The organism is Mycolicibacterium aichiense, from assembly GCF_010726245.1.
Lineage (GTDB): Bacteria > Actinomycetota > Actinomycetes > Mycobacteriales > Mycobacteriaceae > Mycobacterium > Mycobacterium aichiense.
Genome location: NZ_AP022561.1, coordinates 4,649,721 through 4,674,588, shown reverse-complemented (window position 1 = coordinate 4,674,588; position 24,868 = coordinate 4,649,721). Strand labels below are relative to the sequence as shown.

The 24,868-nt window shown below is 64.5% G+C and carries 23 protein-coding genes and 1 tRNA gene; 15 read left to right on the top strand and 9 right to left on the bottom strand.

Annotated elements, in window-relative coordinates; all coding sequences use genetic code 11:
* Positions 1 to 3 precede the first annotated feature (3 nt).
* The gene (locus tag G6N32_RS22550) at positions 4 to 909 is read right to left on the bottom strand and encodes a class I SAM-dependent methyltransferase (protein WP_115321951.1); all 906 of its coding nucleotides are present in this window, start codon (positions 907 to 909) and stop codon (positions 4 to 6) included.
* Positions 906 to 1,826 carry a class I SAM-dependent methyltransferase gene (locus G6N32_RS22545; RefSeq protein ID WP_115321950.1) on the bottom strand — a complete coding sequence of 307 codons (921 nt, stop codon included), beginning with the start codon at positions 1,824 to 1,826 and terminating at the stop codon, positions 906 to 908. The genes G6N32_RS22550 and G6N32_RS22545 overlap by 4 nt, the downstream gene beginning before the upstream one ends.
* Positions 1,827 to 2,146: 320 nt before the next feature.
* On the opposite strand from G6N32_RS22545, the gene secY reads away from it, so the two are divergent.
* The 6 genes from secY (at position 2,147) to G6N32_RS22515 (ending at position 6,722) form a co-directional block, all read left to right on the top strand.
* Complete coding sequence (gene secY / locus G6N32_RS22540; protein ID WP_115321949.1) at positions 2,147 to 3,472, top strand: preprotein translocase subunit SecY; 1,326 nt, start codon at positions 2,147 to 2,149, stop codon at positions 3,470 to 3,472.
* Positions 3,469 to 4,014: an adenylate kinase gene (locus G6N32_RS22535; protein ID WP_115321948.1), complete on the top strand. Its 546-nt coding sequence runs from the start codon at positions 3,469 to 3,471 to the stop codon at positions 4,012 to 4,014. Before secY ends, G6N32_RS22535 begins: the two co-directional genes overlap by 4 nt.
* A 6-nt stretch (positions 4,015 to 4,020) precedes the next feature.
* The gene (gene map / locus G6N32_RS22530; protein ID WP_115321947.1) at positions 4,021 to 4,818 is read left to right on the top strand and encodes a type I methionyl aminopeptidase; all 798 of its coding nucleotides are present in this window, start codon (positions 4,021 to 4,023) and stop codon (positions 4,816 to 4,818) included.
* Between the two features lie 140 nt (positions 4,819 to 4,958).
* On the top strand, positions 4,959 to 5,474 hold the full coding sequence (locus tag G6N32_RS22525; protein WP_115321946.1) for a sigma-70 family RNA polymerase sigma factor: 516 nt from the start codon (positions 4,959 to 4,961) through the stop codon (positions 5,472 to 5,474).
* Positions 5,471 to 6,184 carry an anti-sigma factor family protein gene (locus G6N32_RS22520; RefSeq protein ID WP_115321945.1) on the top strand — a complete coding sequence of 238 codons (714 nt, stop codon included), beginning with the start codon at positions 5,471 to 5,473 and terminating at the stop codon, positions 6,182 to 6,184. Before G6N32_RS22525 ends, G6N32_RS22520 begins: the two co-directional genes overlap by 4 nt.
* A 28-nt stretch (positions 6,185 to 6,212) precedes the next feature.
* A complete protein-coding gene (locus tag G6N32_RS22515) occupies positions 6,213 to 6,722 on the top strand; it encodes a MarR family transcriptional regulator (RefSeq protein WP_115322090.1) in 510 nt (169 codons plus the stop codon).
* Here G6N32_RS22515 and mmsB read toward each other — a convergent pair.
* The 5 genes from mmsB to G6N32_RS22490 all read right to left on the bottom strand — a co-directional run bounded on the left by mmsB (position 6,719) and on the right by G6N32_RS22490 (position 12,706).
* The gene (gene mmsB / locus G6N32_RS22510) at positions 6,719 to 7,588 is read right to left on the bottom strand and encodes a 3-hydroxyisobutyrate dehydrogenase (protein WP_115321944.1); all 870 of its coding nucleotides are present in this window, start codon (positions 7,586 to 7,588) and stop codon (positions 6,719 to 6,721) included. The genes G6N32_RS22515 and mmsB overlap by 4 nt on opposite strands.
* Positions 7,589 to 7,604: 16 nt before the next feature.
* A complete protein-coding gene (locus tag G6N32_RS22505; RefSeq protein WP_115321943.1) occupies positions 7,605 to 8,771 on the bottom strand; it encodes an isobutyryl-CoA dehydrogenase in 1,167 nt (388 codons plus the stop codon).
* The gene (locus tag G6N32_RS22500; RefSeq protein ID WP_115321942.1) at positions 8,768 to 10,288 is read right to left on the bottom strand and encodes a CoA-acylating methylmalonate-semialdehyde dehydrogenase; all 1,521 of its coding nucleotides are present in this window, start codon (positions 10,286 to 10,288) and stop codon (positions 8,768 to 8,770) included. The genes G6N32_RS22505 and G6N32_RS22500 overlap by 4 nt, the downstream gene beginning before the upstream one ends.
* A 211-nt stretch (positions 10,289 to 10,499) precedes the next feature.
* Complete coding sequence (locus tag G6N32_RS22495; protein ID WP_115321941.1) at positions 10,500 to 11,177, bottom strand: response regulator; 678 nt, start codon at positions 11,175 to 11,177, stop codon at positions 10,500 to 10,502.
* On the bottom strand, positions 11,174 to 12,706 hold the full coding sequence (locus G6N32_RS22490; RefSeq protein WP_232077259.1) for a sensor histidine kinase: 1,533 nt from the start codon (positions 12,704 to 12,706) through the stop codon (positions 11,174 to 11,176). The genes G6N32_RS22495 and G6N32_RS22490 overlap by 4 nt, the downstream gene beginning before the upstream one ends.
* A gap of 105 nt (positions 12,707 to 12,811) precedes the next feature.
* Here G6N32_RS22490 and G6N32_RS22485 point away from each other — a divergent pair, with 105 nt between their 5' ends.
* From G6N32_RS22485 to G6N32_RS22465, 5 genes are all read left to right on the top strand, one after another.
* A complete protein-coding gene (locus tag G6N32_RS22485; protein ID WP_115321940.1) occupies positions 12,812 to 14,188 on the top strand; it encodes a cation:dicarboxylate symporter family transporter in 1,377 nt (458 codons plus the stop codon).
* A gap of 348 nt (positions 14,189 to 14,536) precedes the next feature.
* A tRNA-Leu gene (locus tag G6N32_RS22480) sits at positions 14,537 to 14,610 on the top strand.
* An 88-nt stretch (positions 14,611 to 14,698) separates the two neighbouring features.
* The gene (locus tag G6N32_RS22475) at positions 14,699 to 15,043 is read left to right on the top strand and encodes a hypothetical protein (protein WP_232077258.1); all 345 of its coding nucleotides are present in this window, start codon (positions 14,699 to 14,701) and stop codon (positions 15,041 to 15,043) included.
* Positions 15,044 to 15,150: 107 nt separating this feature from the next.
* Entirely contained in the window at positions 15,151 to 16,314 is a 1,164-nt protein-coding gene (locus tag G6N32_RS22470; protein WP_147292076.1) for a hypothetical protein, read from the top strand.
* Between the two features lie 283 nt (positions 16,315 to 16,597).
* Positions 16,598 to 18,847 carry an AAA family ATPase gene (locus G6N32_RS22465; protein WP_232077257.1) on the top strand — a complete coding sequence of 750 codons (2,250 nt, stop codon included), beginning with the start codon at positions 16,598 to 16,600 and terminating at the stop codon, positions 18,845 to 18,847.
* 69 nt (positions 18,848 to 18,916) lie between these two features.
* Here G6N32_RS22465 and G6N32_RS22460 read toward each other — a convergent pair whose 3' ends face one another.
* Entirely contained in the window at positions 18,917 to 20,446 is a 1,530-nt protein-coding gene (locus G6N32_RS22460) for a reverse transcriptase/maturase family protein (protein ID WP_115321937.1), read from the bottom strand.
* 798 nt (positions 20,447 to 21,244) lie between these two features.
* On the opposite strand from G6N32_RS22460, the gene G6N32_RS22455 reads away from it, so the two are divergent.
* Genes G6N32_RS22455 through G6N32_RS22440 form a run of 4 tightly spaced genes read left to right on the top strand, consistent with a single transcriptional unit; the run spans position 21,245 to position 23,951 of the window.
* Positions 21,245 to 21,718, top strand: coding sequence for a MaoC family dehydratase (locus G6N32_RS22455; protein ID WP_115321936.1), 474 nt, complete (start codon positions 21,245 to 21,247; stop codon positions 21,716 to 21,718).
* Positions 21,719 to 21,764: 46 nt separating this feature from the next.
* Positions 21,765 to 22,481 (top strand): alpha/beta fold hydrolase, encoded by a 717-nt coding sequence (locus tag G6N32_RS22450; RefSeq protein WP_115321935.1) that lies wholly within the window; start codon positions 21,765 to 21,767, stop codon positions 22,479 to 22,481.
* Positions 22,481 to 23,116: a flavin reductase family protein gene (locus G6N32_RS22445; RefSeq protein ID WP_115321934.1), complete on the top strand. Its 636-nt coding sequence runs from the start codon at positions 22,481 to 22,483 to the stop codon at positions 23,114 to 23,116. Before G6N32_RS22450 ends, G6N32_RS22445 begins: the two co-directional genes overlap by 1 nt.
* Before the next feature lie 10 nt (positions 23,117 to 23,126).
* Positions 23,127 to 23,951, top strand: a complete 825-nt coding sequence (locus G6N32_RS22440) for an alpha/beta fold hydrolase (protein WP_115321933.1) — start codon at positions 23,127 to 23,129, stop codon at positions 23,949 to 23,951.
* Between the two features lie 3 nt (positions 23,952 to 23,954).
* On the opposite strand, the gene G6N32_RS22435 is transcribed toward G6N32_RS22440, so the two are convergent.
* Positions 23,955 to 24,854: a LysR family transcriptional regulator gene (locus G6N32_RS22435; protein WP_115321932.1), complete on the bottom strand. Its 900-nt coding sequence runs from the start codon at positions 24,852 to 24,854 to the stop codon at positions 23,955 to 23,957.
* Between the last annotated feature and the right edge of the window lie 14 nt (positions 24,855 to 24,868).

The window sequence follows — 24,868 nt, the reverse complement described above, 5'->3', positions numbered from 1 at the left end:
GTGCTACTTCCGGATTGCGGTGACGGACACGGAGTTCCGCAGTGATTCGGTCAGGGTGGTCTCGGGGAAGGGGCGTCCGTACGCGGCGAACAGGTCTGCTCGCGCCTGGGAGCCGACCTGCCAGCCTTGCTGTTCGAGGTAGCCGATGACGGGGTTTCGTTCTCCGTCGTAGAACAGATCGGACATGTTGATGTCCAGCCCTCGTTCGCGCCATTGGTCGCTGATCGCCTTGGAGCGCTCAGCCAGACCGCGGCCGCCGTCCGGGTGGTATTCAGTGGCGATCCGGCTGCCGGGCGCGGACAGCGCGGTGATGTTGTCTAACAACCGGTCCTGGGCTTCCGGTGGCAGATAGACGAGCAGGCCTTCGGCGCTCCAGGCGGTCGGCAAGGTGGCGTCGAAACCGTTGGCCCGCAGTGCGGCCGGCCAATCGTCGCGCAGGTCGACGCTGACCGTGCGGAGATCCGCTGTAGGGGAAGCGCCGAGCGCGGCCAGCGTCTCTGTCTTGAAGTCGATGACCTGGGGCTGGTCGATCTCGTAGACCACGGTGCCCGCCGGCCAGTCCAGCCGATACGACCGAGAGTCCAGGCCGGAGGCCAGGATGACCGCCTGTCGCACTCCGGCGGCGGCCGCAGTCAGGAAGAAGTCGTCGAAGAAACGGGTCCGCACCGCCATCACACCGGTCATCACCCGGGCGGTCTCGGAGCCGTCCATGGCTGCCATGTCGATGTCGCCGTCGACCATCTTCGTGAAGACCTCGATCCCGACGGCGCGGACCAGGGGAGCGGCGAACGGATCGTCGATAAGGGCGTTCTCTTCGCGGCTGGCCACCGCGCGGGCGGCGGCCACCATGGTGGCGGTGGTGCCGACGCTGGTGGCCAGGTCCCAGGAGTCGGAGTCGCTGCGGCTCATCGGGCGCCGCCGTAGATGGCGCTGAGGTAGTAGAGCTTGCCCATCGGCTCGTCGTCGTCGAAGGTCCCGCGCCGGCCGGCGGCCAGCAGGTCGTTGACCGGGGAGCGATCGACCTGCCAGCCATGGTCGGTCAGGTAGTCGCTGGCCTCGTTGCGCTCGCCCAGATAGACCAGCGAGCCGAAGTCGAGGTCGAAGCCGTTGTCGCGCCAGTGCTGCGAGATGGTCTGCATCTTTTCGCGCGACTCTTCCTGTTCCTCGGGGTTCGACGGCGGCGCGGCGTCGATGGCCACCCGGCTCCCGGGAGCGGACAGGTCGGTGATGGTGTCCAGCAGACGGTCCTGCGCGTCCGGCGAGAGGTAGCCCAGCAGACCTTCGGCGCTCCACGCGGTGGGCGCCTGCGGGTCGAAGCCTGCCTCGCGTAGCGCGGTGGCCCAGTCGTTGCGCAGATCGATCGCCACCGGCCTGCGGTCACACGTGGGTGCGGCGCCCTGCTCGGCCAGCGTCTGGGTCTTGAACGCGATGACGTCGGGCTGGTCGATCTCGTAGACGACCATGCCGGCCGGCCAGTCCAGTCGGTAGGCACGGGAGTCGAGGCCGGAGGCGAGGATGACGACCTGACGGACACCGGCGTCGGCGGCGCCCAGGAAGAACTCGTCGAAAAACTTCGTGCGCACCGCCATGTTGTCGGTCATCCGGGTGACGCCCATGGCGCTGTCGTCGTCCGGGTTCGGCAGGTCGCCGCTGGCCATCTTCGTGAAGAAGTCGACGCCGACGGCCCGCACCAGGGGTTCGGCGAACGGGTCGTCGATCAAGGGGTCGTGCTCCCGGCTCGCCGCCGCGCGGGCAGCGGCGACCAGAGTCGCGGTGGCACCCACACTGGAGGCCAGGTCCCAGGTGTCGTTGTCGGTACGCGTCATCGTTTGACCTCACTGCCGCCATTTATACTTAGCTGAGTTAACCACTATCGACTGTACGTTGTTCCCGCTGTGCGATTCCTGAGCGCGCAGCGGCCTGCGGCCGTACCGATTCCCGCGTCGCTTCGCTGCTGCCCGCCGGAAGCTGATCCGCGGATTCCCGCCCTGCCTGGGCCAACTGTTACTCTCGTAGACTGTTTGAGCGAGCGGTGCCGCGGGTGAAAATCCAGGCGGCGATCGGCGCAAGGCAGGATTACCCGAACGCTGGCCAGGCCAGCCCCAATGGCACGCTGTGACTCACGTCCGGCTGCCCAGGAGGAAGAGTGCTCTCGGCTTTCATCTCTTCGCTCAGGACGGCCGACCTGAGGCGAAAGATCCTGTTCACGTTGGGTGTTGTGATCCTGTACCGGGTCGGCGCCTCACTGCCGTCCCCCGGGGTCAACTACAAGAACGTCCACCAGTGCATCGAGCAGGTGAGTGGTGGTGCCGGCGGGCAGATCTATTCGCTGATCAACCTGTTCTCCGGCGGCGCACTGCTGCAGCTGACGGTGTTCGCGGTGGGCGTCATGCCCTACATCACCGCCAGCATCATCGTGCAGCTGCTCACGGTGGTCATCCCGCGTTTCGAACAGCTGCGCAAGGAGGGTCAGGCCGGTCAGGCCAAGATGACCCAGTACACGCGCTACCTGGCGATCGCGCTGGCCATCCTGCAGGCCACCAGCATCGTGGCCCTGGCCGCCAACGGTGGACTGCTGCAGGGCTGCACCCTGGACATCCTGCAGAGCACCAGCATCTTCTCGCTGGTCATCATCGTCCTGGTGATGACCGCGGGCGCCGCGCTGGTCATGTGGATGGGCGAACTGGTCACCGAGCGGGGCGTCGGCAACGGCATGTCGCTGCTGATCTTCGCCGGTATCGCTGCTCGCATCCCCGCTGAGGGCAAGAGCATCCTGGACAGCCGTGGCGGCCTGATCTTCACCGCGGTCTGTGGGGCGGCTCTACTGATCATCATCGGCGTCGTATTCGTCGAGCAGGGACAGCGCCGCATCCCGGTGCAGTACGCCAAGCGCATGGTCGGCCGGCGGATGTACGGCGGCACGTCGACCTACCTGCCGCTGAAGGTCAACCAGGCCGGCGTCATCCCGGTGATCTTCGCGTCGTCGCTGATCTACATCCCGCACCTGATCACTCAGCTGATCCAGAGCGGTCGAACAACCCCGAGCAACGGCTGGTGGGATCGTTTCGTCGCCAACTATTTGACGAACCCAGCGGATCCCGTTTATATCGCCATCTACTTCGGGCTGATCATCTTCTTCACCTACTTCTACGTCTCGATCACGTTCAACCCTGACGAACGTGCCGACGAGATGAAGAAGTTCGGCGGCTTCATCCCGGGCATCCGGCCGGGCAAGCCGACCGCCGACTACCTGCGGTACGTGTTGAACAGGATCACCCTGCCCGGCTCGATCTACCTGGGTGTGATCGCCGTCCTGCCGAACGTCTTCCTGCAGATGGGCAATAGCGGCGGCGTCCAGAACCTGCCGTTCGGCGGTACCGCGGTTCTGATCATGATCGGTGTCGGTTTGGATACGGTCAAACAGATCGAGAGCCAGCTCATGCAGCGCAACTACGAAGGGTTCCTGAAGTGAGAATCGTTCTGCTGGGACCGCCGGGCGCGGGCAAAGGAACTCAGGCGGTCAAGCTGGCGGACAAGCTCGGCGTACCGCAGATCTCGACCGGTGACCTGTTCCGGCATAACATCAGCACCGGCACCGAGCTGGGGCTGGAGGCCAAGAAGTACCTCGACGCCGGTGACCTGGTTCCGGCGACGCTGACCAACGCGCTGGTCGACGACCGGCTCAACGACGCGGATGTGTCCGGCGGCTTCATCCTCGACGGCTTCCCCCGCTCGGTGGAGCAGGCCGAGGCGCTCAAGCAGATGCTGGCCAAGCGCGACTTGGTGCTGGATGCGGTGCTCGAGTTCCGGGTGCCCGAGGATGAGCTGGTCGAGCGCCTCAAGGGCCGTGGCCGCGCCGACGACACCGAGGACGTCATCCGCAACCGGTTCAAGGTGTACCGCGACGAGACCGCGCCGCTGCTCGACTACTACTCCGACGAGCTCAAGACCGTCGACGCCGTCGGCAGCCTCGACGAGGTGTTCGCGCGGGCGCTGCACGCACTCGGTCGCTGAGTTTCGATGGTTTCACTGCCCGGGCTGCGCAATCGCAAAACCGTTCCCGCCCGCACGCCGGGGGAGCTGGATGCGATGGCCGCCGCCGGCGCCGTGGTGGCGGCAGCGTTGCGGGCCGTCCAGGCGGCCGCCGCCCCCGGGGTATCGACCAAGGACCTCGACGACGTCGCCGAGTCGGTGATCCGGCAGGCCAGCGGCACCCCGTCTTTTCTCGGCTATCACGGCTATCCGGCCAGCATCTGCTCGTCGGTCAATGACCGTGTGGTGCATGGCATTCCGATGGCCGACGAGAAGCTCGCCGACGGCGACCTGGTGTCGATCGACTGCGGGGCGATCATCGACGGCTGGCATGGCGATGCCGCTGTCACGTTCGGAATCGGCACTTTGATCGCGATGGATGAGGCGCTGTCGGCGGCGACGAAGCAGTCGATGGAAGCCGGTATCGCGGCGATGATCCCGGGCAACCGGCTCACCGACGTGTCGCATGCCATCGAGAAGGGCACCCGCGCGGCCGAGCAGACCTACGGCCGCCGGTTCGGCATCGTCGCCGGCTACGGCGGGCACGGCATCGGCCGGGCCATGCACATGGACCCGTTCCTGCCCAACGAGGGCGAGCCCGGTCGCGGCCCCACACTGGTCGCCGGATCGGTGCTGGCGATCGAACCGATGCTGACCCTGGGCACCACCAAGACCCGAATCCTGGCCGACGAGTGGACCGTCGTCACCGCCGACGGGTCCCGCGCCGCGCACTGGGAACACACCGTCGCCGTCACCGACGACGGCCCGCGCATCCTCACGGTGTAATCGGCGCCGAGACCGCCATCATGGCTGTTGTCCGGCGACGATCACGACCCTGAAGTCGATTTCGCGGCTGACGCCCGGCGGCGAGCGCACACTGTGAACCAAACACCCACCGGTTACGTGTATCAGCCGGGAGGTTGACCATGGACGACCCGGAGGCGGCGTTGGTTCGGGTGCTCTACGAGGAGCACGCGGCCGCGCTATGGCGCTATGCGCTGCGGCTGACCGGCGATCCGGCCCGCGCGGAGGACGTGGTCCAGGAGACCCTGCTGCGGGCCTGGCAGCATCCGGAGGTCGCCGGCGACGCCGAGCGTTCTGCACGGGCGTGGCTGTTCACGGTCGCCCGCAACATGATCATCGACGAACGGCGCAGCGCCCGGTTCCGCCGGGAGACCGACTCGCTGAACACCGACGGTGCGCCGGAGCCCGCAGGGCCGGACGAGGTCAACAGCGCGCTGGACCGGCTGCTGATCGGGGATGCGCTGGCGCAGCTGTCGCCCGATCATCGCGCCGTCGTCCGCCGTTCCTACTATCTTGGCTGGACCACAGCGCAGATCGCGGCCGACCTTCAGATCGCCGAGGGGACGGTGAAGTCGAGACTGCACTACGCGGTGCGCGCGCTTCGGCTGACGTTGCAGGAGATGGGGGTGACCCGGTGAAGGATCCACACGATCCGTACGAGACATGGGACGCCGCCTACGTACTGGGGTCGCTGTCGAGCAGTGAGCGCCGCGAATACGAAGCGCACCTCAGCGGATGCGTGCCCTGCCGTTCGTCCGTCGGCGAGCTCAGCGGGATGCCCGCGCTGCTGGCCATGCTCACCCCCGACGAGGTGACCGCCATCGACACCGGCGGGATGGAACCACCGCCGTTGCGCCCGCAGCTGCTCGACGGCGTGCTGTTCGAGGTGCGCAGGCGCCGTCGCCGGGGCCGGTGGATCACCTGGTCGGTGGCCGCCGCAGCCGCTGCGGTGCTGGCCGTTGGTGTCTTCGTCGCGATCAAGCCCGCACCCTTCGGCGCGCACACCCCAGCCCCGCAGGTCTCGGCCGCGACGGTCAGCATGACGCCGGTGATGCCGTCGTCGTTCGACGCGACGATCCAGGTCACTCCGATGGGGTGGGGCACCCATATCGAGATGACCTGCACCTACCACCAGGAGATCGGCGCCGACGCGACCGAGGACGCGGACAAGCTGGCGATGTATGCCGTCGGTCGCGACGGCAGCAGGGTGCAGTTGGCGACGTGGATGGCGCGCGAAGGGGAGTCCGCCTCGCCGACCGGCAGCACGTCGATGCCGATGGAGAAGATCGCCGCAGTCCAGGTCGTCAAGGCCGAGACCGGCGACGTGCTGTTACAGCGCAGCCTGTAGGTCTGCGCCATGCGGTATGAATGTCCGGATGGCCGAATCAATCCCGCCCGCCAAGCCGGACCCGATCGCTGCCGCGCGACGCAACTGGGAGCGCGCCGGGTGGGGTGATGTCGCCGAGGGCATGGTGGCGGTGACCTCGGTGATGCGGGCCCACCAGATCCTGCTGGCCCGGGTGGAGAACGCGTTGCGGCCCTACGATCTGAGCTTCTCCCGCTTCGAGCTGTTGCGGCTGTTGGCGTTCAGCCGCTCCGGGGCGTTACCGATCACCAAGGCCTCAGACCGGTTGCAGGTGCACGTCACCAGCGTCACGCACGCGATCCGCCGGCTGGAGGCCGACGGATTGGTCAGGCGCGTGCCGCATCCCACCGACGGGCGCACCACGCTGGTCGAGATCACCGACCTGGGGCGCTCGACGGTGGAGGACGCCACCGCCACGCTCAACGAGGTGGTGTTCGCCGATATCGGGATGGCCGCGCCGGAAGCCCGGGCCCTGGTGGCGTCTATCGAGACGCTGCGCCACCACGCCGGAGATTTCTAACGCAGGGTTTCGATGACCGCGCTGAAGTCCAGATCGGCGTGCTCCTCGGCGAACTTGGCGTAGATCTCGGCGGCATGGGTGCCCAGTGGTGCGGTGGCGCCGGTCGAGGACACCGCATCCATCGCCAGCCCGAGGTCCTTGTTCATCAGCGCGGTGGCAAAGCCAGGCTGGAAGTTGTTGTTGGCCGGTGACGTCGAAACAGGTCCGGGCACAGGGCAGTTCGTGTGGACCGCCCAGCAGTTTCCGGTGGCGCCGGTGATCACGTCGAACAGCGACTGTGCCGACAGGCCCAGCTTCTCGGCCAGCACGAAGGCTTCCCCCACGGCGATCTGCTGCACGGCCAGCACCATGTTGTTGCACAGCTTGGCGGCCTGGCCTGCGCCCGATGACCCGCAGTGAATCACCTTGCTGGCCATCGGATCCAGGACCGGTCGAGCCCTGTCCAATGCTTCGGCGTCGCCGCCGACCATGAATGCAAGCGTGCCCGCGGTGGCACCCTTGATGCCGCCGGAGACGGGGGCGTCGAGCTGAGCCATCCCGGCCGCCGAGGCCTGTGCGTTGACGTCGCGGGCGTCGTCGACGGAGATCGTCGAGGTGTCGATGAACAGCGTGCCCGTCGCGGCGGCCGGAAGCGCTTCGGCATAGCAGGCTTTCACGATCGCACCGTTGGGCAACGAGGTGATGACGACGTCTGCCTCGGACACTGCGGCGGCGCCGGCGTCGAAGACCGTCGCGCCTTTCTCCTCGGCCGCCGCGCGTAATGCGGGTACCGGATCAAAGCCCCGCACCGTGTAGCCGGCGTTGACCAGATTGGCCGCCATCGGCCCGCCCATATGGCCCAGCCCCAGGAACGCGACCGTCGTCATGTGTGGCTCCTTTGCCTCATGCCGTTGCGCGTGCCCGGGCAGCTTCTGCTCGCCCGATGACCACGCGCATGATTTCGTTGGTGCCCTCCAGGATTCGGTGCACCCGCAGATCGCGAACGATCTTCTCGATCCCGTACTCCCGCAGGTAGCCGTATCCGCCGTGCAACTGCAACGCCTGGTCGGCGACCTCGAAGCAGGCGTCGGTGACATACCGTTTGGCCATGGCGCACAGCGCGACCTTGTCCGGTTCGTTGTTGTCCAAGGCGACGGCCGCGCGCCACAGCATCAACCGCGAGGTTTCCAGCGCGGTCGCCATGTCGGCCAGCGTGAACCGGATGGTCGGCTCGTCGAGAAGTGCTCCACCGAAGGCCTGCCGGTCGGCGAGATAACGCGCCGCTTTCTCGTAGGCGGCTTGTGCGCCACCCAGTGAGCAGGCTGCGATGTTGAGACGTCCGCCGTTGAGGCCATTCATCGCGATACCGAATCCGGTGCCCTCACCCTCCGGGCCGCCCAGCATCGCCGCAGCGGGGACCCGCACGCCGTCGAGGATCACCTGCGCGGTGGGCTGCACGTTCCAGCCCATCTTCTCCTCCTGTGCGCCGAAAGTCAGCCCAGGGGTGTCCTTTTCGACGACGAACGCCGAGATGCCACGCGGTCCGTCGGCGCCGGTGCGGGCCATCACGATGTACACGTCCGAGCTACCCGCGCCGGAGATGAACTGCTTGACCCCGTCGAGCACATAGTGGTCACCATCGCGAACCGCCTTGGTGCGCAACGCCGAAGCGTCCGATCCCGCTCCCGGCTCGGTGAGGCAGTAGCTGGCGATGGCTTCCATCGAGGCGAGCCGCGGGATCCACGACTTGCGCTGGTCGTCGGTGCCGTAGGTGTCGATCATCCACGCGCACATGTTGTGGATCGACAAGAACGCCGCCAGTGCAGGGTCGGCCGTCGAGAGCTGCTCGAAGATCCGCACTGCGTCCAGGCGCCGCAGCCCGCTGCCGCCGACGTCCTCGGCGCAGTAGATGGCGGCCATCCCCAGCTCGGCAGCCTCGCGCAGCACGTCGACCGGGAACTCCTTGGAGTGGTCCCAGTCCAAGGCATGGGGCGCAAGGCGTTTGATCGCGAACGCGGCCGCCGTGTCGGCGATCACGCGATCGTCGTCGTCGAGGGTCAGATAGTTCATTGCATTGTGGGGATGACGAACTCGGCGCCGTCCTTGATTCCCGACGGCCACCGCTCGGTGACGGTCTTGGTCTTGGTGTAGAACAGGATCGAGTGCGGACCGTGCTGGTTGAGATCGCCGAAGCCGGAGCGCTTCCAGCCACCAAAGGTGTGGTAGGACACCGGAACCGGGATCGGAACATTGACGCCGACCATGCCGACCTGAACGCGGGAGACGAAGTCGCGAGCGGCATCACCGTCGCGGGTGAAAATGGCCACCCCGTTGCCGTATTCGTGCTCGGTCGGCAGCCGCAGCGCCTCTTCATAGTCGTGTGCGCGCACGATGCACAGAACCGGGCCGAAGATCTCGTCGGTGTAGATCGACATGTCGGTGGTGACGTGGTCGAAGAGGGTGGGGCCGATGAAGAAGCCGCCCTCGAGGCTCGCGTCATCGAACGTCATCTCATCGCTGGTCTTCTCGCGGCCGTCGACCACGATCTCGGCTCCCGCGGCCACACCGGCGTCGATGTAGTCGCGGACCCGCTGCAGTGCGGCGCTGGTCACCAGCGGGCCGTAGTCGGCTTTGGGGTCCAGGCTGTGTCCGACGCGCAGCTCATTGATGCGTTCGACGAGCCTGCCGCGCAAGCGGTTTGCGGTTTCCTCCCCGACCGGGACCGCGACGCTGATGGCCATGCAGCGTTCACCGGCGCTGCCGTAACCGGCGCCGATCAGCGCGTCGACGGCCTGGTCCAGGTCAGCGTCGGGCATGACGATCATGTGGTTCTTGGCGCCGCCGAAGCACTGCGAGCGCTTACCGTTGGCCGCCGCGGTGGAGTAGATGTACTGCGCGATGTCGGAGCTGCCGACGAAGCCGACGGCCTTGATGTCGGGGTGCTGCAGGATCGCGTCGACGGCTTCCTTGTCGCCCTGCACCACCTGGAACACACCGGCGGGCAGGCCGGCTTCGAGGAACAGCTCGGCCAGGCGCACCGGGACCGAGGGGTCCCGCTCGGACGGCTTGAGGATGAACGCGTTGCCGCAGGCCAGGGCGGGGCCGGCCTTCCACAACGGGATCATCGCCGGGAAGTTGAACGGCGTGATGCCGGCGACGACGCCGAGCGGCTGGCGGATCGAGTACACGTCGATGCCGCCGCCTGCGCCTTCGGTGAACTCACCCTTGAGCAGGTGCGGGATGCCGATGGCGAACTCGATGACCTCGATGCCGCGCTGGATGTCGCCCTTGGAATCGGGGACGGTCTTGCCGTGCTCGATGGACAGCAGCTCGGCGAGCTCTTCGACGTTGGCGTTGACCAGCTCGATGAACTTCATCAGGACGCGGGCGCGCCGCTGCGGATTCCAGGCCGCCCATTCCTTCTGCGCTTCGACCGCGGAGGCCACCGCGGTATCGACGTCGGCGGCTGAGGCCAGCAGAACCTGGGCCTGCACCTCACCGGTGCTGGGGTTGAAGACGTCCGCGGTGCGCGTGCTGCTGAGGTTGCTGCGCTTACCGTCGATGAAGTGCTGGATGGTTGTGCTCATGACTGCCCCTTGGCTGACCTGCCGGCTGAATACTAGGACATCCTAGTAACGCTGTGACCGGCTACGCAAGGGGGCAAGGAGCCGTCTCGCAAGGGCCGCGACGGGGCGCCGGGCGGGCCGCGCCGCCGCGTGGGCCTACCTTCTTCCGAAACGCGATATCACCGGCGATATCACGTTGTGGAAAAACGGCTATCGCCTCGCCCTCGACCACTCAACGCCACTGGTAGCGCGTACTCGGCCGACCCGTCTTGCCGTATTCGGTGAGGCGGGTGACGGTGCCGTCGTCGGCCAGCCGTTCCAGGTAGCGCCAGGCCGTCACCCGGGAGACGCCGACCAGTTTCGCGGCCTCGTCGGCGGTCAGCCCGTCGGCGCGATCACGCACGGCGCGGGCGATCTCGTCGGTGGTCCCGGGTGCGGCGCCCTTGGGGGCCACCGACTTATCGGTGCTGCGGAGCTCGGCCAGCGCACGGTCCACCTCGGCCTGGCTGGCCGCCTCGGTGCCCGCCGGCAACGCCTCGCGGTAGCGGCGGTAGCGCTCGAGGCGGTCGCGGAACGCGGCGAACGTGAAGGGCTTCAGCAGGTAGGCCAGTGCACCGTGGGCGACGGCGGCGCGCACCATCTCCAGATCGCGTTCGGAGGTGATCGCGATGATGTCGGGGGCGGGCCGCAGCCCGGACAGCGCCGAGGCCAGGGCGATCCCGCTGGCGTCGGGCAGGCCGAGGTCGAGCAACACCAGGTCGACGGGTGATTCGGCTTCGGCGGCGATGCGCATCGCGTCGCGTGCGGTGTTGGCTATGCCCGCGACGGTAAAGCCTTGCAGCCGAGACAGATACGCGTTGTGCGCTTCGGCGATCAGCGGTTCGTCCTCGACGATCAGCACGGTGATCATCGGATCGTCACCGTCACCACCGAGCCGTAGGTGACGTCGGCGCTCAAGCTGCCGCCGTGCCGGTTGACGATCTGGGCGACCAGCGCGAGCCCGAGGCCCTGGTGTCCTTGGTCGCCGCCGGACTTGGTCGAATAGCCGCGCTGCCTGGCGCGTGCGAAGGTGTCGGGGTCCATGCCGGGGCCGCTGTCGGCGACCTGGATCTGCAGCTGCTCGTCACTCTGGTTGACGGTCACCTCCACCCACGGGTCGTCGCGGTCGCACGCGTCCATCGCGTTGTCGATCAGATTGCCCAGCACAGTGACCATCTCCTGCGGGCTCAGCAATGCCTCGGCCGGCAGGTGGGTCTCTTCGGTGATGGTCAACTCGATGCCGCGCTCGTCGGCCTCGGCGGTCTTGCCGAGCAGCAGCGCCACCAGGGCGGGTTCGCCGACGGCGTCGGAGACCCGGTCGACGAGCTGCTGGGACAGCGCCAGTTCCTGGGTGGCGAACTTGACGGCCTCCTCGGGACGGCCCATCTCCACCAGCGTGACGACGGTGTGCAGTTTGTTGGCCGACTCGTGAGCCTGTGCGCGCAGCGAGTCGGTAAAGCCCTGCAGTGAACTCAATTCGCCCAGCGCGCCTTGTAATTCGGTGCGGTCACGAATGGTGACGACTTCGCTGTCCGACGCGCTGACCGCGGAGCGGTTGACCACCAGTACCCGGTCATCGGTGAGCCGGACCTCGTCACGCACACCGGGGTCGTTGCCGCGCAGGAACTCTGGCAGATCGGCCCGGGTTATCGGGCCGGCAGGCAGGGCCAGCAGGCGTCGGGCTTCGTCGTTGGCCAGTGCGACGCCGCTGCGGTCCAACACGATCAGCCCTTCGGAGACCGAGTGCAGGATGGCGTCGTGGTGGTCGTACATCACGCGCAGCTCGTCGGGCGCCAGGCCGTGGGTCTGGTGCAGGACGCGCCGTCGGATCGCCCAGATGCCGACGAAGGACAGGGCCAGTGCCCCGGCCGCAACGCCGACGATCATCAGCCATTGCGAACGCCAGCGCGCGGAGAGGCTTTCGAGCGTGATGCCGGCGGCGACAAGCCCGATGACCTGTCCGCTGTCACTGCGCACCGGCGCGATGGTGCGCACCGACGGACCGAGGGTGCCGGTGTAGACCTCGGTGAAGACGTCGCCGCGCAACGCCGGCTCGATGGTCCCGATGTACTTCTGGCCGATCTGCTCGGGGTTGGTGTGGGTGAACCGGGTGCGGTCGGGCGCCATGATCGTGATGAAGGCGATGCCGGTGCTCTTGCGGACCGCCTCGGTGACCGGCTGCAGAACCCGTGCAGCGTTGCTGCTTTCGATCGCTTCCGCCGTGGACGGCGCGTCAGCCAGGGCGACGGCGATCGCGGTGACCTGCTGACGGGCGGCTTCGTCGCCGTGGCGTTTCGCATCGAAGAGGGCCAATGCGCTGCCTGCCATCACCACCAGCAGGATTACCGCGGCCTGCAGCGCGAAGGCCTGGCCCGCCAGGGAGCGCGGCAGTACGGCCACTGCCCACCTCCGCGATGAACGTAATGAACTAAAGCGTGACCTGCGTCACGTGAGGGTAAACCATCCTTTCAGACCTATTGCCGTCACACCGGAAGGAAACCGCTCATGACCACGGTTGTGGATCGTCCAGGCGGCGATGAGAAACCCCCCGCGCCCAAGCGCCGGGATCGCACCCACTGGCTGTACATCGCTGTCATCCTCGCGGTGGTCGGCGGCGTCGCCGTCGGTCTGATGGCCCCCGGCATCGGCAAGGACGTCGGCGTTCTGGGCACGATGTTCGTCGCCCTGATCAAGATGATGATCGTCCCGGTGATCTTCTGCACGATCGTGCTGGGTATCGGATCGGTACGCAAAGCCGCCACCGTCGGCAAGGTCGGCGGGTTGGCGTTCGGCTACTTCCTGGTGATGTCGACGATCGCGCTGGGCATCGGCCTGTTGGTCGGCAACCTGCTGCATCCCGGCAGCAGCCTCAAGCTCTCGGAGTCGACGGCCGGCAAGGGAGCGCAACTGGCCGAGCAGGCGCACGAGTCGGGCGGTTTGATCGAGTTCATCCAGCACATCATTCCGACGTCGCTGTTCTCCGCACTGACGGACGGCAATGTGCTGCAAGGACTTTTCGTGGCGCTGCTGGTCGGGTTCGCGATCCAGGCGATGGGCACCAAGGGTGAGCCGATCCTGCGTGGGGTGGAGCATCTGCAGCGGCTGGTGTTCAAGATCCTGGCAATGGTGTTGTGGCTGGCCCCGATTGGCGCGTTCGGTGCGATGGCCAATGTGGTGGGCCAGACCGGGTGGAGCGCGGTGACCAACCTGCTGGTGCTGATGCTGGGCTTCTACCTGACGTGCGTGGTGTTCGTGTTCGGTGTGCTCGGCGCGCTGCTGCGGATGGTGGCCGGGGTGTCGATCTTCAAACTGGTCCGCTACCTGGCGCGGGAGTACCTGCTGATCTTCGCCACGTCGTCCTCGGAGTCGGCGCTGCCGCGGCTGATCGCGAAGATGGAGCACCTTGGTGTGCAGCAGAGCACCGTGGGTGTGGTTGTGCCGACCGGATATTCGTTCAACCTGGATGGCACCGCGATCTACCTGACGATGGCGTCGTTGTTCATCGCCGATGCGCTCGGCGACCCGCTGTCGGTGGGGGAGCAGATCGGTCTGCTGGTGTTCATGATCGTGGCGTCCAAGGGTGCGGCCGGGGTGAGCGGGGCCGGGCTGGCGACGCTGGCCGGCGGCCTGCAGGCCCATCGGCCGGAGATGCTCGACGGGGTCGGCCTGATCGTCGGGATCGACCGATTCATGTCCGAGGCCCGCGCGGTGACCAACTTCTCCGGCAACGCGGTGGCCACTCTGCTGGTGGGTTCGTGGACCAAGACGGTGGACACGGCCAAGGTCGACCGCGTGCTGTCCGGCAGCGATCCGTTCGACGAGGTCACCATGCTCGACAACGATCACCCGCCGGCGTCACAAAAGGAGGCAGTCGCGGCCTGATCGCCAAGCTCACGACACCCCGGGAGCCCTTCCCCCGGGGTGTCGTGCCGTCCGGAGGCGAACATGGTCGTGAAACGGAAAAAGCCCGGCTGTCGGGGGGGCCGCCGGGCCTTTCCGCGAGAAGAGCCAGGCTCTGTCGCCCCTTCACCGTAGCGCAGCTCGCTGTGAATTACGGCTCTGAACTGGGTGAAAGCTGTGAGTTACCAATGACTTCAGTCGGCACTCCCTGTGATCCGCGGCGTTCTCGGCGGTGACCTGGGGTGCGACGCAGGTTTCGCCGGCCCCGTGGTCATCGGAGCCCGAGGTCGCACGCGCTAACGTCATGGGCGCGCCGATCGCCCGGCGCGCGCCCCCATAGCCCAATTGGCAGAGGCAGCGGACTTAAAATCCGCACAGTGTGAGTTCGAGTCTCACTGGGGGCACGGTTTAACAGGAAATATGCCGAAGCGGCCAGTCCGCACGGCGCGTCAGTCCGCGTACAGTCCGCAGCGATCTTCCATGCTGCGGACCATGAGCGCACCGACCAAGCGAAACGACCGGGCAGGCGAGGAGGACCGTTGGCACCGGCCAGCGCGGCGCGGCGAACAGGTCAACTGGCCCGCTGCCAACATGCCTGGCCCGGTCTGGTGTACCGACCCGAAGCACGGCAAGAGTGGCGCGCTGGTATGTACCGTGCGTCACGGCCAGGGCAAGCGTTGGCTAGCTCGGTGGGTGGACCACGACGGCCAGGAGCGCAGAACGGCGTTTGACCGGCGCGCCGATGCGAAGCGCCACATTGATGGGATCACGACGGCGCTGATTACCGGCACATATGCCGATCCGCACCTCCGCTGTGACCTTCGGGACCGTGGCTGAGACTTGGTTTGCGGCTAAGGCTGCTAACCGGGCACCTAAGACGGCTGCCGGTTACCGGAGCTTGCTAGACGTGGTGATCGTGCCCAAGTGGGGAACGGAGCGGTTGCGTGACCGGCACTGAACAGACTCATTCGATGGTGCGCCCAATTCTCCGCTGGAATGATGCACGGATGGCCGACGATGATTCTTCAGGCGACCGCGTAGCGAGAGAGTGGCCGCTGGAGGGACATTTTGAGTGTGGGGGTCAGGGGCTCATCGTGACGCCGGATTGCTTGAGCGGAGAGTTCAAGTCGCGGACCGCGAACCACGACATCATTATCAGCTTGCCGCAGCTTGACACGCGTCGCCCGCATCCGACGCTGCGTTCGCCTCGATGGACCTATGGCCCAATCGACGAGGATGAGGATCAGGACCAGGACGCCTGGGGGCTCGTGCTTCCGGACCTCGGCACGCTGAAAGTGCGGGCGCTGCTTTCACTGGCCGGTCTACCGGTGGACGATGATGAGTTAGACGAGGTCCAGTTCCGCGTCTTGCGCTGCCGGTTCTACACATCGCTGACGGCGTCCACCGACGAGGAATTCGAAGCTGCCGCCGATAAATTCGTGATGGAGCTTGAGGATTGGTGGGCGCGCTTCACTTCTTGGGTAAGCATTTTGACATCGCAAGACTTCGTACAGATCGGCGGCGGCAATTCAGGGATCTCGGCGGCCTTCTTCTACAAAAGCTGGAACGTTGAGGCGTGGACAACGGATGCGGACGGGCAGCGCATGAGCGAAGAAAGTTATGGGTACGCGACTGAAAATCGTGTACAGCCAACCCCCTTGGAGCTACAGAATCTCCAGGCGTGCATAGCCGCTACCGGCGACGGAGGTGCACCCCCGACGGAATGGATGTTGATTCGTGATGCGCGTTCACTGTTGAACACAGGTCAGACGCGGAGGGCGGTAATTGACGCTGCGACTGCAGCAGAGCTTGCAATGACTAAGCTCATCGACAACTACCTCGCTACGGCCAACACCACCGATATAGTGAAGAAAGCACTAGACGCGAGGTATCGAGCGCTCGAGGGACGCGCACGATTGCTGAGGGACCTGCGCAAGGGGCTGCTATCCCACCGACTAGATGAAGACCTTATTAAGCCGCGGAATTACGCAACTCACCGCGGTCACGCATTGACAGACGAGCAGGCGCAGACGGCAGTCGACATGGCTACTGCCGTTGTCGAAGAGGCGTATCCCCTCGCCAGCCTCCTGCATACGAACACAGCTTGATCAGCGACGTTGGACTTCGACGGTCTTGCCGGGCGCGCCGCCGACCGACCCGGCGTCGCGGTCGCCCTACTCCTTGGTGCTGCGGATCGTGCGAGCAATCGCTCGGATACAACTGCTCCGACTTTTGAGCACCCACCAATATTAGATTTGAAACAAGTCGATCTAGAGCAGCGGCTTACGCCAGTTGCGCCGCGCGGGCCGAATTTGGGCCGAACCTGTCGCCTGGCCTCGCTAAAGTCGCTCCATGCTTCGTCGTTTAGAACCTACCGGTTCGTATCGCTCGTTGAGCAGAGGATTCTGGCCGGCTGACCTGCCGTTGGGTAAGCGCTCGGTTATCTACGGCCACAACGGAAGCGGAAAATCCTCGTTCGCGTCGCTGCTCTTCGAGATCGCTTCCGATGGCAGTTCCACCGAGGTTCTGTGGGAAGACGAGAATGGACAGCAGCACACCGTGCGTGCAGGGCACGGCGGACCGTCGCCTGCTGTCGCGGTGTTCACGAAGGCGTGGGTACAACGCAACCTGTCGCAGTTCCTCGACGGAGCAACTGCTTCCCCCATCGTGACGCTCGGCGAAGAGGCGATCGAAGCGAAGGAGCGGGAGAAGGAGTTATCACGGCAGATCGAAGACCATCGCGCTAAGGCCCAAGAGGCGGACAAGAAGCGGCAGGATCACACTTCGAGGGCGCGGAAGCTTGCCACCGCCGCTCAGAACGCCGTGGCCGATCAACTGCGTGAATTCGACTACCAGCGCTTCTCCAAGAATCGCTACTCAATGCCCGTCGTTGAGGGGAAGCTTCGCGACTACAACGGGGAGTTCCCTGATGAGAGCCAACACGCTGAGGCTCTTAAGCGACTCGGGGAAGGCGCTGCCGACCGTGTGAGAGCAATTCCGGACCCACCTACCGGACGGGTGGTCGATCTTGAGGTCCTTGGTGCCTTGCTCGCTGAAACACCAACTCGCGTCGCCCTCGAAACGCTTGCCGCTGACCAAGTTCGGCAGGCATGGGTTGAACAAGGCATGCCGCTTCACGAGCATCTGGACGAGTGCCTCTTCTGCGCGGGACCGCTTACGAACGAGCGTCGTGCGAAGCTAGCCAAGCACTTCGACCAAAGCTGGTTTCAGATCCGTGAGCGTGCGCTTTCGTTGCTCCAACAGGTCAATGCAACAAAGGTGGCTTTCGAGGGCTGGCTCGCTAACATGCCAGACCCGAAGGAACTGTGTAGTGAGGTCCGCGACGGGTACGGCGTCCATGTGAAGGTGGTCGCGGCGGAGGTGGCGGCGCGGCTCGCGGCGCTGGAAGAGGTGAGGAAAGCACTCCAACTTAAGGCCGATGACCCAAGCGTCACGCCAGGGGTACCGGATGTGAACATACTTGCTACCGATCTATTGTGTGCTCCTTTGCAGCAGGCTGTTGCCGAGCACAATGAGCAGGCTGATCAACACAATGTCGTCGTTGAAGCTCGCTACGAGACGGTCTTGAACCATATTCTTGGCTCGCGGAGTGAAGCCTTTCGCAACGCAGAATCGGCTGCGCAGGGTGCGCAAGCAGATGCGAAGGCCGCAAATGATGCTGCTGATCTTGCTTCAAGGACACTCGCAGCGATCCGTCAACAGCAATTCTCAAACAGCCAGATGGCCGAGACGCTTACCAAGGACTCAGCCCGCGTGTATGGCAAAGACCACCTCAGTGTTGGCGTCACGGACGACGGAAAATCGTACGCATGCCTCCGCGGGGGTGCCCCGGCCACCCACCTAAGCGACGGCGAGCGCACCACATTGTCGCTGCTCTATTTCCTTCGCAAACTGGAAGACGAGACCGTAAGTGGCGACAAAGCTGCACGCCTCGTCGTTATTGATGATCCGTCGAGTTCGCTTGACCGCGAAGCGTTATTCGCAACGCATCAGTGGCTTGTCGACTCGCTTAGGGGGTTCGGGCAGTTCGTTGTTCTCACCCATGATTTCGGGCTTCTTGGACTCTTCCTTAAATCGCAGAAGAACGCATGGAGCGACTCGCGGAGGAAGATCCTCAAAGAGCAGAACGCCGACGAGGCGCGGTTTCCCAAGGCCACCTTTCTTGAGATGTACGCTTCATTGGACCAAGGTGTTCGCCGCACCAGGATCGCACCACTACCTGCGATGCTGCTGCAACAGACCACGGAGTATGCCTACCTGTTCAGGCAAGTGATGGACGGTGTGGCCAACGGACCTAGTCACGACCGTCTGTTTCTCTTGCCGAATGCGGCCCGTCGCGTATTGGAAGTCTTTACCAGCTATAAGGCACCGCACCTCGGCAACTTCGATCAGCGCCTAGCGTCATTAATGGACGTTGCTACCGAAAATCCGTATCGCGACGTCTACGACTTCTGTAACCGATTCTCGCATGGGGAGGGGCATGAAAGCATCGACGTGCTCGATGGGCGCGTAGTACATGGTCAGATTCGCCGATGTATGAAGTTTTTCAAATTCGCAGACCCAGAGCATTTTGAGCGAATGTGTCAGGCCACAGGTGCAGATGCGCATGCCATTGCATGAGTTGGGCCCCAAGTCGTCCGGTCGGCCCGGTTCGAGTCTCATTGGGGGCACTAATATGAGCAGGTCTCGCTAGTCGTATGCGTACAGCGTGGCGCCCCCGGGCACAACGCTGAATCCGTAGGTCTCTGTTGCCTCACGAAGAACCTTTGAGATGCGGAGGAAGCTCGGAATTCGTAGGTCGACATCACGGCCGCTGGTTGAAGAGGTCGTCTTGAAGCCGACAAGTTCTTGCTTCGATAACCCGAGTGGCCTCGGGGTAGGTAAGCCTTGTTCGGTTAGGAGATTACGTCGCCGGCGAGTGGCGAGCCAGACTTGGTTAGATAACCATCCATCGAGGGCGCGCAACTGTGCGTTATCATTCACTAGTGGATAGAACGCCATTACGCCTTCAAAGCGCATGAATGGAACCGTCCCATCTAAGTATCGGCGGATTTCCTTCTCGCTGAGTGGGCCATATATATATCTACGAATCTGCAATAGGCATGTGACGTAGTCCCGATCATTAACTGTTAGTTGACTCGGCGACTGCTGATGGCGAAGTGGTTCACGAATGAGGTTATTGTAGATGAATCCGCTTATCTTTTGTTTAATTCGTTCAACGGCGTTTTCTCCAATACGCATATCGCGCAGTGTTAAAGAATGTCCCAAATAGTTGATCGATGTGGCCTTGTTGAGTTCCGTCTTGGCTCCGGCATTCCGCACCAGGAGGCGGATGCCTTCGCTCTTCTTGACGTTGATTGGGGAGCCTATCTGCTCGGCCGCCTCATGCAGAAGCTCGGCCGCACTACAGATTCGTCCGTAATCAGAACTCCATATCAACGTATCGTCCGCATAGCGCACAAAGCCAACACCTAGTCGCTCAAGTTCGCGGTCCATCTCGGTCGCGGCGATATTCGCTAGGAAGAGGCTTATCGACGTTCCCTGGGCCAGTCCTACTGCGCCTGATTTTATTTCATCCCCGCCTGTGGATTCGATTTCCACTGGGCGGATACTTAGAAACGAACGGATGAGACTCTCCTCAAGGGGGGTCATTATTATATCCAAACGCTGCATGGCCTTGAAGAGATAGTCGTGATCTATTCTGTCAAAGAATTTGGTGAAGTCGTATTCTGCAACGAAAAGTCGATGCTTGGTCTTGAGTTCGTACCTTGCGTAGGACAAAGCATCATGTGGAGATAGGCCCGGTCGGTATGCGTAGGATCGCGAACTCATCTTTGACAAGTTCTTGCGGGACAGTGATCGGAGGAGCCGGTTCGAAATTACTTCGTCCGCTATCTCGAACGTCGTGATGGTTCGCTTACCGCCGCCAGCCTTATCTACCTGAAACTGTGCGGGCGCGTGCGGAACGTAGTAGCCGCCTTTGAGGCGAGCGGTCATGGCGTGCGCAATGGACGAGGCGCGGGCGCGTACTAAATAGGGGTTGAAGCCAGGTGTTTTTTGCCAGGTCGGGGGCCGCTGAACACTCAGCAATTCGGGCGTCTCAGTGCAGCGTCGCGATCTGCGAGCGTTTTCGTCGATAACCCACTTGGCGTACTCTTCGTGCTCCTTGATCAGTCGGTTGGACGCCAGCTCAAGTTTCTCTTGCAGTTTCCACCACATCGTGTTCTCCTACAAAGAAATTAGGGGCCAGGCGGACCGCCCGACCCCTAACCGGCTTCGCGTCATACGAAATTATGCTTTCACTGCTCCGAACGTGTCGAAGCCTCGAGTGAGTAGGCGGTGATCAACCCGTTCCCCTACTCGCTACCGACGCCAGGCCTAGCCCCTCTTGGGACCCGCATCGGATCATACGCATGGAAACAAGCCGCGGCTCATATTTGCGCGGTAGAAGGCGCTAACCCACGTCGCCTTGCCCAGTCGGCTTCTTGCCGTGGCGAGCGACTGGCCCCCGGCGACATCCGCAGTAGCGACTTAGAGCGGCCGGAGCGTCCTGTTGCTGAGTAGTTCCGTCTCAACCAGTGAATGCTCGCGAGAATCCCGCAGGAAGACCAACATAGTTTGAAGTCACCGACGGCGAACGGGCGGTGCATGGGCCCTGCGAAGTCCGATCTCAGTCCGCAGCCAGTCCGCATGAAGCCCGCAAGCGACTCAGGAGGACCGCAATCGTTCGCCAACCAAAGCCTTTGCCGTGCAATGTCTTAACGAGATGAACGAGCAATAACCGTAAGAATCCGAGACTGGCTGCGAGCCGGCGAAACGTTAGTATTGCGATCTTAAAATCCGCACAGTGTCGGTTCGAGTCCGACTGGGGGCACCTGCCGCCCGCGGCGACCCATCGGCCCTGCCTATGGCTGGTCGCAGCGTTCCCTCTTGGACATCGCCCGCTGATTTCGGCAGCGTGGATCGCATCATCGTCAGCAGGTCAGCGTCGACCGGCCCGTCCGAAGGAGACGCTGCGTGCCGCAGTCCGGGTTCTCTGTCGACAACTTCACGCTGGTCACACCAAGAACGTACGGCCAGCTCGAGGTCGGCGAGATATTTCGCGCACCCAGCCGTACTGTCACCGACGCGCACGCCTCGGTGTTTCAGGCGGTCTCGGCGGACAACCATCCCGTGCACTACGACGTCGAGTGGGCCCGGGCGCACGGCCATGTCGCCCCGGTGGTGCACGGCCTTCAGGTGTTGGCGTTCACCGCCCCCGGCGCCACCCCCTTTCCCCACATCATCGGCGAGGTGTTCGTCAGCTTCGAGAGTGTGTCCTGTCGCTTCCTCGGCGAAGTCCACGCCGGTGACACGCTGTACCCGCAGCTCGAGATCATCTCGTTGTCCGACGCCGGTGAACTCGGCCGCGTGACCACCGCGGCGACCGTGCACAATCAGCGCGGTGAATTGGTGCTCGACGGTCAGCACACCTACCTGCTCCGGCGCTGACGCGTCCCGGACCCGAACTCTCGACCCGCTGAGGAGCTGAGCACCTGTGCCCCAACCGACCGTTGTCCTGGTCCACGGCGCGTTCGCTGATGCGTCCACATATGCCCCGGTCACGAAAGCGTTGCTCGACGAGGGTATTTCGGTGCTGGCACCCGCAGTGCCCAATCGCAGCCTGCTCGGAGATGCCCGCGAGATCCGGTTTGTCGTCGAACAGCTCGACGGCCCCGTCCTGCTCGTCGGTCATTCCTATGGCGGTGCGGTGATCACGGTGGCCGGCGCCGCCGACAACGTCGTCGGTTTGGTGTATCTGGCCGGCTATGCCCTCGACGAAGGTGAGAGCCTGGCCGAACTCCAGGGCGGCTTCCCGGATTCGGAATTGACCGCCGCGCTGGTGCAGACCGATGTGCCCGCGTCGGTGGCCGGTGAAGCCCGCGTCGACGTCACGGTTGTGCCGGAGCGCTTCGGGCCGGTGATCGGTGCCGACGTCGACCCCGAACTGATTGCCACACTGGCGGTTTCGCAGCGACCGCTGGCCGCCGCTGCATTCGTCGAGGCGGCGCCAGGGGCCGCCTGGCGATCCAAGCGGTCCTGGGCCGTCGTCGCCGCCGATGACCACGCGATCAACCCCGACGTGCAGCGGTTCGGCTATCAACGTGCCGGTGCGACCACAATGGAGATCAACTCGTCACATCTGGTGACGCTCTCGCACCCACAGGAGGTCGCAGCATTGATCAGCGCGGCGCTCACCGAGGTCACTGTCTGATGGCCGCCGGCGACACACACTTCTACCGACCCGAGGACGGACACGGGCTTGCGCACGATCCGTTCAACGCGATCGTCGGGCCGCGCCCGATCGGCTGGATCTCCACCCGCAGCGCCGAAGGCATAGCCAACCTCGCGCCCTACAGTTTCTTCAACGCCTTCAGCTACACCCCGCCGTTGATCGGGTTCTCCTCGATCGGCTGGAAAGACACCGTGGCCAACGTCGAGGCAACTGGAGAGTTCGTCTGGAACCTGGCCACCCGCCCGCTGGCCGAGGCGATGAACCTGACATCGGCTTCTAAGCCCGCGACCGAGGACGAATTCGCCTGCAGCGGTTTGACACCCGAGCCGAGCCGTCTCGTCAGTGCTCCTCGGGTCGGCGAGAGTCCGGTGAACTTCGAATGCAAGCTGACCCAGTTGATCCGGCTGACCGGCATCGACGGGCAAGAGTCGCAGAGTTGGCTCGTCATCGGACAAGTCGTCGGCGTCCATATCGACCAAAAGCTCTTGGTCGACGGCGTCTACGACACCGCTGCCGCGGCGCCCATCCTGCGCGCGGGCGGGCCCGCCGCATACGCCGCGATCACCCACGATTCGATGTTCAGCATGACCAGACCTGACGACCAACAGAATTAGAAAGGGCGCCATGCCGACGATCACCACCGATGACGGCGTCGAGATCTACTACAAGGACTGGGGCACAGGGCAACCCATCGTGTTCAGCCACGGCTGGCCGCTGTCCTCCGACGACTGGGACGCGCAGCTGATGTTCTTCGTCAACCACGGTTATCGGGTGGTGGCTCACGACCGGCGCGGACACGGCCGCTCCGAGCAGGTCTCCGAAGGTCACGACATGGACCACTATGCCGACGACCTCGCCGCAGTCGTCACCCATCTCGATCTGCACGGCGCGGTGCACATCGGGCACTCCACCGGCGGCGGGGAAGTGGTGCGGTATCTGGCCCGCCACGGCGAAAGTCGCGCCGCCAAGGCCGTTTTGATCTCGTCGGTCCCGCCGTTGATGGTGCAAACCGACGCCAACCCCGGTGGCCTCCCGAAGTCGGTGTTCGACGACTTCCAGCTGCAGGTTGCGACCCGGCGTTCGGAGTTCTATCGCGAGGTGGCCGCCGGTCCGTTCTACGGATTCAACCGAGACGGAGTCGAACTCTCTGAAGCGATCGTCGCGAACTGGTGGCGCCAGGGCATGACCGGCGGAGCGAAGGCCCACTATGACGGCGTAGTGGCGTTCTCGCAGACGGATTTCACCGAAGACCTCAAGGGGATCGGAATCCCGGTCTTGGTGATGCACGGCGACGACGACCAGATCGTCCCCTACGCCGACGCGGGGCCGTTGTCGGCGGCGCTGCTGCCCAACGGCACGCTCAAGACGTATGCGGGCTTCCCGCACGGAATGCCCACCACCCACGCCGAGACGATCAACGCCGACCTGCTCGAGTTCGTCCGGTCCTGACCGTCAGGCCGATTCGCGCGCCGCGGTGCTGAATTCCTTCCAGACGCCGAAGAAGGCCTGGGTGGCGGCGGCGGGCTCGATGTCGTTGCGCCACACCAGGATTTTGTCGAAGCCAACGCTCGGGGCGAGGGTGCGAATCGCAAGGTCGGGGCAGTCCTGCAGGGCGGGATCTGAATCTGCGGAGATTGCGACGCCGACACCCTGGCGGGCGAACGAGACCTGTAGCCGAACGTCATTGGCGACGTAGTTGACCGTGATGTCGGCTCCGCTTTCGGCGATGGCGGTGTCCAGGCGTGACCGCAGCGCACTCGACGCGGGGTAGGTGATCACCGAATGGCCGCTCAGCGCGGCGATTGTCACCGGTTCGGCGAAGGTGAACACCGCCGGGTCGAAGACCGCTACCAGGTGACCGGAGAACATCGGGGCGCTCGCGATCGTCGCCGGCAGGGTGCCGTCCGGTCGGGCGATCACCGCGACGTGCAGCCGGCCCTGAACCACCATGTCCAGTAGGGGCGTACTCGTCGCTTCGGTGAGGTGTATGTCGATGCCCGGGTGAGCCTTGCGCAACGCGCCCAGCAGCATCGGGATCGAGGTGTTCTCCACACCGCCGCCGGTGCCGATCCGGAACTCGCCGCGCAGCAGGCCTGCGCGCGCGGAGAATTCCGCCTTGGCGTTCTCGGCGGCCGCCAGGCATTGCCGGGCGTAGGGCAGCAGGATCTCGCCGCCGTCGGTGAGTGCCACAGTGCGGGCGTCGCGGTCGAACAGTGGTTCGCCGAGCTCGCGCTCCAGAGCATTGATCTGGCCACTGATGGTCGGCTGCGTTACGTGGCAGCGTTGAGCTGCTCTGGTGAACGAGAGCTCGTCGGCGACCGCGACGAAGTACTCCAGACTGCGAAGGTCCATCCGATAAGGATGGC

Bases quoted from the DNA above. Each gene is read 5' to 3' on its own strand.
- G6N32_RS22550 (WP_115321951.1), bottom strand. From the start codon at position 909: ATGAGCCGCAGCGACTCCGACTCCTGGGACCTGGCCACCAGCGTCGGC.
- G6N32_RS22545 (WP_115321950.1), bottom strand. From the start codon at position 1,826: ATGACGCGTACCGACAACGACACCTGGGACCTGGCCTCCAGTGTGGGT.
- map (WP_115321947.1), top strand. From the start codon at position 4,021: ATGGTTTCACTGCCCGGGCTGCGCAATCGCAAAACCGTTCCCGCCCGC.
- G6N32_RS22525 (WP_115321946.1), top strand. From the start codon at position 4,959: ATGGACGACCCGGAGGCGGCGTTGGTTCGGGTGCTCTACGAGGAGCAC.
- G6N32_RS22515 (WP_115322090.1), top strand. From the start codon at position 6,213: ATGGCCGAATCAATCCCGCCCGCCAAGCCGGACCCGATCGCTGCCGCG.
- mmsB (WP_115321944.1), bottom strand. From the start codon at position 7,588: ATGACGACGGTCGCGTTCCTGGGGCTGGGCCATATGGGCGGGCCGATG.
- G6N32_RS22505 (WP_115321943.1), bottom strand. From the start codon at position 8,771: ATGAACTATCTGACCCTCGACGACGACGATCGCGTGATCGCCGACACG.
- G6N32_RS22500 (WP_115321942.1), bottom strand. From the start codon at position 10,288: ATGAGCACAACCATCCAGCACTTCATCGACGGTAAGCGCAGCAACCTC.
- G6N32_RS22495 (WP_115321941.1), bottom strand. From the start codon at position 11,177: ATGATCACCGTGCTGATCGTCGAGGACGAACCGCTGATCGCCGAAGCG.
- G6N32_RS22485 (WP_115321940.1), top strand. From the start codon at position 12,812: ATGACCACGGTTGTGGATCGTCCAGGCGGCGATGAGAAACCCCCCGCG.
- G6N32_RS22475 (WP_232077258.1), top strand. From the start codon at position 14,699: ATGAGCGCACCGACCAAGCGAAACGACCGGGCAGGCGAGGAGGACCGT.
- G6N32_RS22460 (WP_115321937.1), bottom strand. From the start codon at position 20,446: ATGTGGTGGAAACTGCAAGAGAAACTTGAGCTGGCGTCCAACCGACTG.
- G6N32_RS22445 (WP_115321934.1), top strand. From the start codon at position 22,481: ATGGCCGCCGGCGACACACACTTCTACCGACCCGAGGACGGACACGGG.
- G6N32_RS22440 (WP_115321933.1), top strand. From the start codon at position 23,127: ATGCCGACGATCACCACCGATGACGGCGTCGAGATCTACTACAAGGAC.
- G6N32_RS22435 (WP_115321932.1), bottom strand. From the start codon at position 24,854: ATGGACCTTCGCAGTCTGGAGTACTTCGTCGCGGTCGCCGACGAGCTC.